Origin of the sequence: Allorhizocola rhizosphaerae (assembly GCF_003426775.1) — a bacterium.
Lineage (GTDB): Bacteria > Actinomycetota > Actinomycetes > Mycobacteriales > Micromonosporaceae > Allorhizocola > Allorhizocola rhizosphaerae.
On sequence record NZ_QJUG01000272.1, the window covers coordinates 1 to 10,093 of the forward strand.

Annotated in this window: 11 protein-coding genes; 3 read left to right on the forward strand and 8 right to left on the reverse strand. The window is 69.5% G+C overall.

Annotated elements, in window-relative coordinates; translation table 11 throughout:
- On the reverse strand, positions 1–608 hold a 608-nt coding region (locus DM816_RS36435), incomplete at its 3' end, for an ABC transporter permease subunit (RefSeq protein ID WP_117215069.1).
- Complete coding sequence (locus tag DM816_RS44910) at positions 605–2,158, reverse strand: ATP-binding cassette domain-containing protein (RefSeq protein WP_117215070.1); 1,554 nt, start codon at positions 2,156–2,158, stop codon at positions 605–607. The genes DM816_RS44910 and DM816_RS36435, both read right to left, overlap by 4 nt.
- 79 nt (positions 2,159–2,237) lie before the next feature.
- On the opposite strand from DM816_RS44910, the gene DM816_RS36445 reads away from it, so the two are divergent.
- Positions 2,238–3,062, forward strand: a complete 825-nt coding sequence (locus DM816_RS36445; protein ID WP_117215071.1) for a PaaX family transcriptional regulator — start codon at positions 2,238–2,240, stop codon at positions 3,060–3,062.
- Here DM816_RS36445 and DM816_RS36450 read toward each other — a convergent pair.
- Positions 3,059–3,877: a PaaX family transcriptional regulator gene (locus DM816_RS36450; protein ID WP_117215072.1), complete on the reverse strand. Its 819-nt coding sequence runs from the start codon at positions 3,875–3,877 to the stop codon at positions 3,059–3,061. The two genes, DM816_RS36445 and DM816_RS36450, sit on opposite strands and share 4 nt — an antisense overlap.
- Positions 3,878–3,983: 106 nt before the next feature.
- On the opposite strand from DM816_RS36450, the gene DM816_RS36455 reads away from it, so the two are divergent.
- On the forward strand, positions 3,984–5,339 hold the full coding sequence (locus tag DM816_RS36455) for an extracellular catalytic domain type 1 short-chain-length polyhydroxyalkanoate depolymerase (RefSeq protein ID WP_246002564.1): 1,356 nt from the start codon (positions 3,984–3,986) through the stop codon (positions 5,337–5,339).
- 169 nt (positions 5,340–5,508) lie between these two features.
- Here the strand turns inward: DM816_RS36455 and DM816_RS36465 are convergent, their stop codons facing one another.
- The 5 genes from DM816_RS36465 to DM816_RS36490 form a co-directional block, all read right to left on the reverse strand.
- Positions 5,509–5,763, reverse strand: coding sequence for a hypothetical protein (locus tag DM816_RS36465; RefSeq protein ID WP_170318919.1), 255 nt, complete (start codon positions 5,761–5,763; stop codon positions 5,509–5,511).
- 203 nt (positions 5,764–5,966) lie between these two features.
- A complete protein-coding gene (locus DM816_RS36475; RefSeq protein ID WP_211589011.1) occupies positions 5,967–7,169 on the reverse strand; it encodes an ABC transporter permease in 1,203 nt (400 codons plus the stop codon).
- On the reverse strand, positions 7,166–7,825 hold the full coding sequence (locus DM816_RS36480) for an ABC transporter ATP-binding protein (RefSeq protein ID WP_211589012.1): 660 nt from the start codon (positions 7,823–7,825) through the stop codon (positions 7,166–7,168). The genes DM816_RS36475 and DM816_RS36480 overlap by 4 nt, the downstream gene beginning before the upstream one ends.
- Positions 7,822–8,892, reverse strand: a complete 1,071-nt coding sequence (locus DM816_RS44015) for a peptidoglycan-binding protein (protein WP_117215076.1) — start codon at positions 8,890–8,892, stop codon at positions 7,822–7,824. Before DM816_RS44015 ends, DM816_RS36480 begins: the two co-directional genes overlap by 4 nt.
- Positions 8,889–9,425 (reverse strand): hypothetical protein, encoded by a 537-nt coding sequence (locus tag DM816_RS36490; protein ID WP_117215077.1) that lies wholly within the window; start codon positions 9,423–9,425, stop codon positions 8,889–8,891. The genes DM816_RS44015 and DM816_RS36490 overlap by 4 nt, the downstream gene beginning before the upstream one ends.
- 240 nt (positions 9,426–9,665) lie before the next feature.
- Between DM816_RS36490 and DM816_RS36495 the strand changes: the two genes are divergently transcribed.
- A partial coding sequence (locus DM816_RS36495) for a response regulator (protein ID WP_162908190.1) occupies positions 9,666–10,093 on the forward strand: 428 nt, incomplete at its 3' end.

Genomic DNA, 10,093 nt, shown 5'->3' on the forward strand with positions numbered 1-10,093 from the left:
AGCCCGGCGACGGCGGCCAGCGCACCGGCGAGCAGCCACGCGCCCGCCGCCACCCGGCCCAGGCGGATGCCCAGCAGCGCGGCGGTGGCCGGGCGTTCGGCCGACGCGCGAAGCGCGACACCCGAGTCGGTGAACTTCAACGCGGCGAATATCGCGGCCACCACGCACACCGCGACGACGGCCGCCACGATGCGCGTCTGTGCGATGTGGACACCGGCGATCGTCACGACCGCCGCGCCCCACGGGTCGCCCGTGGTGAGCAGGTCACTGCCGATTTGCCGGGTCAGCTCCGTGGCCAGCAGGATGTCGACGCCGAGGGTGAGGATCGCGAGCGTGCCCGGGTCGGCCAGGCGCACCCGGCGCAGGAGCACCACACCCGCCAGCGCGGCGATCGCCGAGGTGACCACGATCGACAGGAGAACGGCGGTGGCGAAGCCGAGGCTGGCATGGTACCGCCCGATAACAAAGGCGCCCAGCAGCAAGAGTGAGCCGTACGCGAAGTTCACCACCCGGGTCGCCTTGAATACCATCACGAAGCCGAGCGCGATCAGCGCGTCGATGCAGCCCAGCGACAGTCCATTCAGGAGCAGTTCGAAGAAGTGGTTCACGGCACGGACTCCTCTCGGGCCGGCTCCCCCAGGTAGGCGCGGATCACCTCGGGGTCGCGCTGCACCTGCGCGGGACTCCCGGAGGCGATGCGGCGGCCGAAATCGAGCACGGTGACTTCGTCGGCCATGCCCATGACAAAGGCCATGTCGTGCTCCACCAACAGGATCGTGAGATCGAGCTCGGCGCGCAGCCGTTGGATCGTGGCGGCGAGCCGGACCGATTCGTCGGCGGTCATGCCCGCGACCGGCTCGTCGAGCAGGAGCAGCGACGGCTCGCCGCACAGCGCCCGCGCCAGCTCCACGCGCTTGCGCACGCCGTAAGGCAGCGTGCCGACCGGATCGCGCAGCACCCCGTCAAGCTCAAGCAGCGCCGCGATCCGCTCGACCCGGCTGCGCGCCTGTGCCTCCTCCCGCCGGGCAGCGGGCAGGCGCAGGCCCGCGCTGACAAATCCGGCACGGTGGAGCCGGTGACAGCCCAGCAGCATGTTGTCGGCGACGGTCGATGATGCCGAGAGCGCCAGATTCTGGAAGGTGCGGCCGATGCCCAGCCGTGCTATCCGGTGTGGACGGAGCGTCGTCAGCTCCGTGTCTTGGTAGCGCACGCTGCCCTGCGCCGCACGATAGACGCCGGTCAGCACATTGAGACAGGTCGACTTGCCCGCCCCGTTGGGTCCGATGAGGGCGTGCACTGTGCCCGCGGCAACGGTCAGCGACACGTCCGACAGGGCGGCGACACCGCCGAAGCGCACACTCAGGCCCTGCACGATCAGGGCCTCGGATCCTCTGCGCCGCAAGGCCGAAGCCGCCTTGGAACGCCCGCCCAGATAGCGGTCGCTGAGGTCTTGCGTGGCCGCGATCTGCGCGGCCGGGCCGGACAGCGTCACCCGGCCCACCTCCAGCACATAGGCCACATCGGACAGTCGCAAAGCGAGAGACGCGTTTTGCTCGACCAGCACCACGGCGGTGCCCTGCCGGTTGATCTCCTGAATGATCTCGCCGATGCGGTGCACCATGCGCGGCGCGAGCCCCAGCGACGGCTCGTCCATGAGCAGGACGCGGGGACGGGCCATCAGCGCCCGCCCGATCGCGAGCATCTGCTGCTCGCCGCCCGACAGCAGCCCGGCCGGCTGGCCCGCCCGCTCGCGCAGCACCGGAAACAGCTCGTGCACGCGCTCGCGCGCGGCGGCCCGACTGCGTGAGGGCGTCACCATCGCGCCGGCGCGCAGGTTTTCGGCGACCGTGAGGTGCTCGAAGACCTGCCGGCCCTCCGGCACCTGCACCACACCCGCACGCACAACGGCCGCCGAGTCCAGGCGATCCAGGCGGCGGCCCTCGAACTCGACCGAACCCGCGTCGACCGCCCCGCCGGACAGGCGCAGCGTCGCGGAGATGGCCCGCAGCAGCGTGCTCTTGCCCGCGCCGTTGCCGCCGAGCACGGCAGCCACGCCACCGGCCGGCACGTCCAGTGACACGCCGTGAAGCGCCCGGAGCGCGCCTCCGTAGGAGACGTGGAGGTCACGCACCCGTAGGACGGGCTCGGTGCCGGGCACTCATCTATAATGCGACACAACCCTAGTCTGGCGTCAAGGCAATGGGGAATATCGTTTGAAGGGTGGCACGATACTTCCGATGGATGACGAGGTCGACCGTCCAGCTAGGACACGCGGGCCCAGCGCACGGGCATACCTGCTGATCCTGCTCGGCGACTATGCCTTCGGGCAGGACGGCGCGGCGTGGACGCACACCGTGGTCGAGGCGCTGGGCCTGGTGGGCTTCGAGGAGAAGGCGGCACGACAGGCCCTCACCCGCAGCGAGTCCGCCGGCCTGCTCGAACCGCGCCGCATCGGCCGGCGCACCCGCTGGCACCTGACGCCCGCCGGGCGCGACTCCCTCGCGGCCGCCCGCGACCGGCTGTTCGCGTCGGGACCGGAGAGCGACTGGACCGGCGAGTGGCTGCTCCTACTGGCCACCGTGCCCGAAAACCAGCGCAACCTGCGGCACCGGCTGCGCACGCTGCTGGGGTGGGCGGGGTTCGGCTCGATCGGGCCTGGCGTCTGGCTGAGCCCGCATCCGTCGCACGCCACCGAGGCACGCGAGGCGCTGGCGTCGCTGGGCGACGCGGTGCAGGGCACGCTGCTGCACGCACGGCTCGACGACCCCGGCGAACGCGGGCGACTCGTGACCCAGGCGTGGGATGTCGACGAACTGGACCGGCAATACCGCGCTTTCCTCGACCGTTTCGGCGCCGCGCGTCCCCAAACCCCCGAGTCGGCCCTTGCCGAACTGGCGCACCTGCTCTACCACTGGCGCCGGCTGCTCCTGGCCGACCCCGGCCTGCCACCGACCCTGCTTCCTCCACATTGGAGCGGCGAGCAGGCGCGCAAGCTGCTACTCGACCGGCACCCGCGCTGGCGGGCCATGGCGCGCACATGGTGGGCGGAGCATGAGCGCTAAATCTCGACCGCGTCCATCACGTCGTCGAGCACCTTCTGGGCGCCCGCCGCGAGCGCGTCGTGCAGCCGATGAAACACGGCCTCGGCATCGACCGCGGGCCAGTCGGAGGGCAAGTGGCGCAAGGGAATCCTCGGGTCATCGCGCAGGATCAGCAGCCATTCGCTGATCAGCCAGAGCTGCCGGGCCAGATCGTCCGGCGCGGCACGCAGCGGGCGCGGCGCGTCCCAGCGGCGCAGAAACTGCCGATAGCGCGCGGCGATCGCGGGCAGGTCATAGGCGTCGCCCACCATCCGGCTCACGGATTCCGCCTCGGCGGGATGTCCGTGGAACACCTGGATGTGGTCGCGCAGCCGGTCATCTGGCCACAGCGACACGACGTCAACCACGCCCGGCGCGATCCACAGCCCGCTGCGCAGCAGGCCGAAGCCCGCCCATCGCAGCCGCGAGCGCAGCAGGTGCCGCTCGTCGCGGCGCGACTCGGGCAGCGAAAACCCGAGCAGCGTCCACGGCCCGTCCTCGTCGCGGTTGACCGGGCCGGCGTGCCAGATCCGGCGTTCGCCCTCGGACAGCACGGTTTCGGCGTGCTGGGTGAGCCCGAAGTACATCTTGCGCCCGCGGCGATGGCGGGCGAGCAGGCCGCGCACGACCATGCGGCTCAGCGTGGAGCGGATCGCCTGCTCGGAGACGCCGAGCCGGTCCATCACCGCCAGGTAGGTGCCCGAGCAGACGGCGATGTCGCGGCCCAGCACGGCCCTGCCGAGGAAGGTCAGCAGCAGGGTCTGCGGGCGCACCTCCGGCGGACCCAACGGCGTCATCCGGCCAGGATAGCGGCATCCATGTTTGGCATTGTGTTGACGGTCGTCAGCAAGACGCCTAATGTGTGCGCTTACGACTGACTGACATCCATCTATGGAGGTTGCGATGATCAGAGTCAGGACCGTGCCGGCAGCGCTCGCCGGCGCCGTCATCCTCGCCCTCGGCGGCATCGCCCTGTCGTCCCCCGCCTCGGCCGCCACGCTGGTCGAGGTGACCAGCTTCGGTAGCAACCCCGGCGGCATGCGGATGCACATCTACGTGCCGGACAGGCGGCCGACCAACCCGGCCATCGTCGTCGCGATGCACGGCTGCGGCGGGTCCGGCCCCGGTTTCTACTCGGGCAGCCAGTTCGCCTCGCTGGCCGATCAGTACGGCTTCATCGTCATCTACCCGACCGCCACCCAGCAGGCCGGCTTCGGCAACTGCTTCGACACGTGGTCCGACGCTGCCAAGCGCCGCGGCGGCGGAAGCGATCCCGTGTCAATCAACTCGATGGTGGACTACACGGCGCAGCGCTACAACGGCGACCGGCAGCGCATCTTCGCCACCGGAAGCTCCTCGGGTGGCATGATGACCCAGCACATGGCCGCCGTCTACCCCGACGTGTTCAAGGCCGGTGCGTCCTTCATGGGCGTGCCGTTCGGCTGCTTCGCCAACGCGGCCGACTACGCACCGGGCAACAGCTCATGCACGACCCGGGAGAAGAACCTGACCCCGCAGCAGTGGGGCGACATGGCGCGGCAGGCTTATCCCGGCTACAGCGGGTCGCGGCCGCGGATGCAACTGTGGCACGGCAGCAACGACACACTCGTGCCGTACTCGCGGCTGCAGGAGTCGATGGAGCAGTGGACCAACGTGTTCGGGCTCAGCCAGACGCCCACCCGCAGCGACACGCCGCAGGCCAACTGGAACCGCAGCCAATACGCCAACTCGTCGGGCACCGTCCTGGTCGAGACGTACGGCATCCAAGGCGCGGGACACAGCCTGCCCATGAGCGGTATGGCCCTGGCCGCCATCCGGTTCTTCGGCCTCGACCGCGACCCGTCGCCTTCACCCAGCATTTCGCCCACCACTTCGCCATCGCCCAGCACCTCGCCCAGCACTTCGCCCAGCGTGAGCCCGTCGCCGTCCACGCCGGTCCCGCCCGGATGCCGCGTCGGCTACACGGTCAACGCGTGGAACACCGGCCTCACCGCATCGGTCACCATCACCAACACCGGAACGACTACCGTCAACGGGTGGGCGCTGGCCTTCACCCTCCCCAGCGGACAGACCATCACCGGCACGTGGAGCACGACCATCTCACCCAACAGCGGCGCGGTAACCGCCCGTAACGTGTCCTACAACGCCACCATCGCCACGAACGCGTCGGTGAGCATGGGCTTCCAGGCCAACCACACCGGCAACACCGGCCGGCCGAACTCGTTCACCCTCAACGGGGTACCGTGCAGCATCGCCTAAACCGCCACGCCCTGCTGCCGAACGACCGGCAGCTGGCCCTGGACCTGTTCGACCCCTTCGGCTCCAAGGAGAAGACGCTGCACGCCAACATGGGCGGGCACACCGGCTCCCACAGTACGAGGGGGACGACGGGAACCGGTTCTCCGGCACCTGAAGTGAGGCGGGGCCGTCAGGCCGGCAGCAGACGATAGAAGCTGCCGGCCAGGACGCCGCTCATCGAGGACAGGCCCAGGGGCTCCTCGATGGCGGTGGCTTTAAAAATCTTGAAAGAAATCCGGGAGGCGTGTCGGATCGGGACGATGGTGTTCGTAGCAGGGGTGAGGCCGCCGCAAGGCGCGGCGCGACCAACTTCCCGCAAGGAGACACCATGACTGCCACATACACCTTCGACATCTTCTCCACGCTCGATGGCTTCGCCAACCACAACGGCGACTGGGGCAGCTACTGGGGCAAGCAGGGCCCCGAATCCCAAGCCGCACCACTAGGTCCGGGCCAGCTAATGCACTCACCGGGCCGAATATCGCGCTCAGCCACAGCCGAACGATGGTTGATGAAGGGCCTATCGGCGCACCGGTGCAAGCGCGTGAGCGTGCACGCTACTCGCGATAGCCTGCACGCTCACGCCAATTAAGGTGCCGCAAGGGCCTCGGTCGGGGCCAACCGGGCGGCACGCACCGCCGGGTAGAGCCCCGCGATCATCCCGATGAGCAGTGTGGCGGCCAGTCCACCGAGCATGGCCCACGCGGGCACGACAGTGGGCCAGCCCTGCGTCGCGGCGTACACCGCCGTGACAGCGATGCCGAGCACCACCCCACCCAATCCGCCAAGTGCCGACAGGAGAAGCGATTCGGCGAGGAACTGCACCCGGATCTGGCCCTGCGTGGCGCCCAGCGAACGCCGCAGCCCGATCTCGGCCCGCCGTTCGAGCACCGAGATGACCATGGTGTTGGCCACGCCCACGCCCCCGACCAACAGTGCCACCGCGCCCAACCCGAGCAGCAGCGCGGTGAACGTCGCATCCGTCGCCTGCTTGGCGGCCAGCGCATCGGACGGGCGTGACACCGTGACCTCCGTCGGGGCCTGCGGGTTGGCCGTGGCCGCGAGCACCTTCTGCACGGCGGTGACCTGATCCTCCCGCGCCCGCGAGTAGACGGTGGTCGGGTGCCCATCGAACCCCAGATATCGGGCGGCTGCCTCCCACCCGACGAGAGCCGACAGGTCGAGCTCGGGCGCGAGCGGGACCGGGTCGAGGATCCCGATGACCGTGAACCACTCCCCGCCCAGCCACACGTGCACGTCGGTGCCGGATTCGTTGACGCCCAACCGGTCTGCGGCCATCGAGCCCAGCACGACCGCCGGATAGCGCGCGGTCGCCTCGTTGAGCCACACGCCATCGCCGACGGAGCCGCCGACCGTGCCCAGCAGGTCGAGGTATGCGGCCTGGACCGCGATGCTTCCGGTCTGCCCGGCCGGTATGCGATCGTTGCGATACACCCGCGTGTCCGCAAGCCTGGCCGTCGCCGTGGCGGACGTGACCGGCCCGATCCGCCCGATCATCGACACCGCGTCCTGGGGCAGTTTGGCCTGCTCCGAGGAGAACATCTTGTTGCCGGGCCCGACCGTGAGCAGATTGGTCCCGAGCCGGGCCAGCGTGCGGTCCAGATCGGCGCGCGACGACGTGGAGATCCCGACGACCGAGAGCATCGCCGCGATGCCGATCGCGATGCCCAGCGCCGACAGGAACACGCGCAGCGGACGCGACCGAAGCCCTGACCCACCGACACGCACCACATCGGACGGTCGCAAACGCGCGGGCGCCAACACGGTCACGCCATCACCCGCCCGTCGCGCATCTCGACCTGCCGGGGCAGCGAGGCGGCGATCTCCCGATCGTGGGTGATCACGAGGATCGTCGTGCCGCCCGCGTGCAGCTCGTGCAGCAGCTCCATCACGCCCGCGCCGGACGCCGAGTCCAGATTGCCCGTGGGTTCGTCGGCGAGCACGAGCGCCGGATCGCCGACCACCGCACGCGCGATCGCGACCCGCTGCTTCTCGCCGCCGGAAAGCTCGTGCGGCCGGTGCTTGAGCCGGTGCCCGAGCCCAACCCGCACGAGGGTTTCCTCCGCCCGCCTACGCCGCTGGGCGAGCCCGACTCCCGCATAGAGCAGACCGTCGGCCACATTGTCCACAGCGGACACTCCCGCCGCCAAGTGGAACTGCTGAAACACGAATCCAATCGTCGAGGCCCGCAGCGCCGAAAGCTCGCGATCGGACAGTCGCGCCACCTCGTGCCCGGCAATGTGGACAGTGCCCGACGTCGGCCGGTCGAGCGTGCCGATCACGTGCAGCATCGTGGACTTGCCCGACCCTGAGGGGCCCACGATGGCCACCATCTCTCCACTCCGGACGATCAGCGTCGCACCGGCGAGCGCCGTGACCCCGCCCGGATAGGTCTTCGAAACCTCTTCCAGTGCAACGAGTGTCACTTCGGAACACCCACCTTCATGCCCGGCTGCAGCCCGCCACCGCGAATCTCGACCCGGCCGTTTGCGAACATGCCCGTCTCCACGGCAATGTAGCGCGCCGACTCGCCGTCGACCACCTGCACACCGTATCCACCCTCCGACAGCGCGACCAGCGCCGCCACCGGCACGGTCAGCACGTCCTTGCGCTCCTCGGCCACGAACCGCACCTTCACCGGACCCCGCTGCAGTGTGCCGATCGCAGCCTGATCGGCGATGGACACGGCAACCTCCAATGTGGCCGGTCCGTTGTCACCGCCACCGCCGGGCTGCTGCTGCCCACCGTCGCCATTGGATGCCGTCGTGCCGACGCTTTCCACCTTGCCCTGCACCGGCTTGCCGTCGGGCAGGGTCACCTGCACCGCCAACTCCGGCGCCGCGTAACGCTGCTGGTCCATGGGCAAATTGACAATCACTTTTCTTACGGTACCGGTGAAAGCGATCACCTCGCCCGAAGCGACATCACCGACCCGGAGTTTGTGCTGTGCTACCCGAATCGGCCCGCCCGCATAGACGACCCGGCCGGGCGCGACCACACCACTCTCGGCGAGCCTGAGGTCCTCCTGCCATCGCTTGACGGCCGTGGCGGTCGACCCACTGAACTTCTCGTCCACAGTAAACCCGGTGTAGCCCAACGCCCTCAGGTTGTCCTCAAGCTGCTTGACGTCGGGCCCTTCGGCGTCGCTCGCGAGCGCGCGATACAGCGGAAGCTCACCGAACAACAGCACGACGGGTTCGTTGTCCACTTTGAACACGGGCTGCCCACGGTCCACAGTGGACCCGACGGGCGGCAGCCACGTGACGATGCCCTGCCCACCGGGGAGGCGTAACGGGATTTCCTCGCCGTAGCCGAGCTCGCCGTCGAGCTCCTCATAGTCGGTCAGCGTGGCCCGGGTGATGTCGGCGGTCTTGGCCGGCTGCGTGGAGCGCCTCGGCGCCGCCCCTTGAGACCCTCCAAAACCGACGGCGGCGGCGCCGGCACCGCCCAGAGCGACCACCGCCCCCGCCGCGATGAACAGTCTGCGCTTCATCCGGCCGTTCCCGGCTTCGGGGACTCGCGGTCGATGCCGATGTTGCTGCGGCACTTGTCGATCGCGGTGCGCAGGTTCGGGTCGTCCTTGTTGACCTGCACGCCGCCGGCGAACCCGCCGGTCGCCGGGTCCGGGTCGGGCCAGTCGGACACGCCGTTGTCGCGCATGCACTGCGCGAACTTGCGCGCCTGCTCCAGCTGCTCGGGGGTGAGCTGCACGTTGCGGCCGCCCTCGGGCATATACTTGCTGCACTTCTCCATCGCCGGGCCAAACTTTGCCTTGTCGATTTTCCCGCCCTCGGCGAGGAACCGCAGCGCGGTCTTGCCCGTCCCATCTCCCAGCTCGGGGTCGGGAACGTCGAGCCCCTCGGCGCGCAGGCACTCCACGAACTGCTTCGTGCGCTCCTCCGGGTTGTCGGCGGGTTTGTCGGGGTCGTTGCTCACCTGATTCGTCTGGCCACTCGCCGTGGCCACGCCCTCAGTCTCGGGCTGGGCGCACGCACCGAGCACGCCCAGGGCGAGCACTCCCAGCACGGCAGTGATTTTCGCGCGTGCGAAGCAACGCGCGGCATCGCCGCCCTTAAACCGGCTTCCTCCCTCCCGATCTTGGAATCCCGGCCTTCGGCCACCCCAAGATCGCTCAGTCCAGAAGCCGGCGGCGGAGATGATGAAATGTCGCATCCTCATGAGCGCAGTCCAGCGGGCGGGGCGTAAGACCATTGTTAGCGCATTTCCTTATGGCAGCCTTACGCGGGACACAGGCAGTATTGGCGCGTGCGCGTACTGGTTATCGAGGACGAACAGCTGCTGGCGGACGCCATCGCCGAGGGCCTGCGTCGATCCGCTATAGCCGTGGATGTCGTATATGACGGCGATGCCGCGCTCGCACGGCTGGGCGTGAACGAATACGACGTGGCCGTGCTGGATCGAGACCTGCCGATCGTGCACGGCGACGACGTGTGCCGGGCGATCGTCGAGTCGGGCGCCGACACGCGCGTGCTCATGCTCACGGCCGCGGCCGAGATCGTCGACCGGGTGGCGGGCCTGTCCCTGGGCGCCGACGACTACCTGCCCAAGCCGTTCGCGTTCGCTGAGCTGGAGGCGCGCGTGCGGGCGCTGGCCCGGCGGGCACGCCCCGCCGCGCCGCCCGTGCTCGACCGCGCGGGCATCCGCCTCGACCCCGCGCGGCGGGAGGTCGTGCG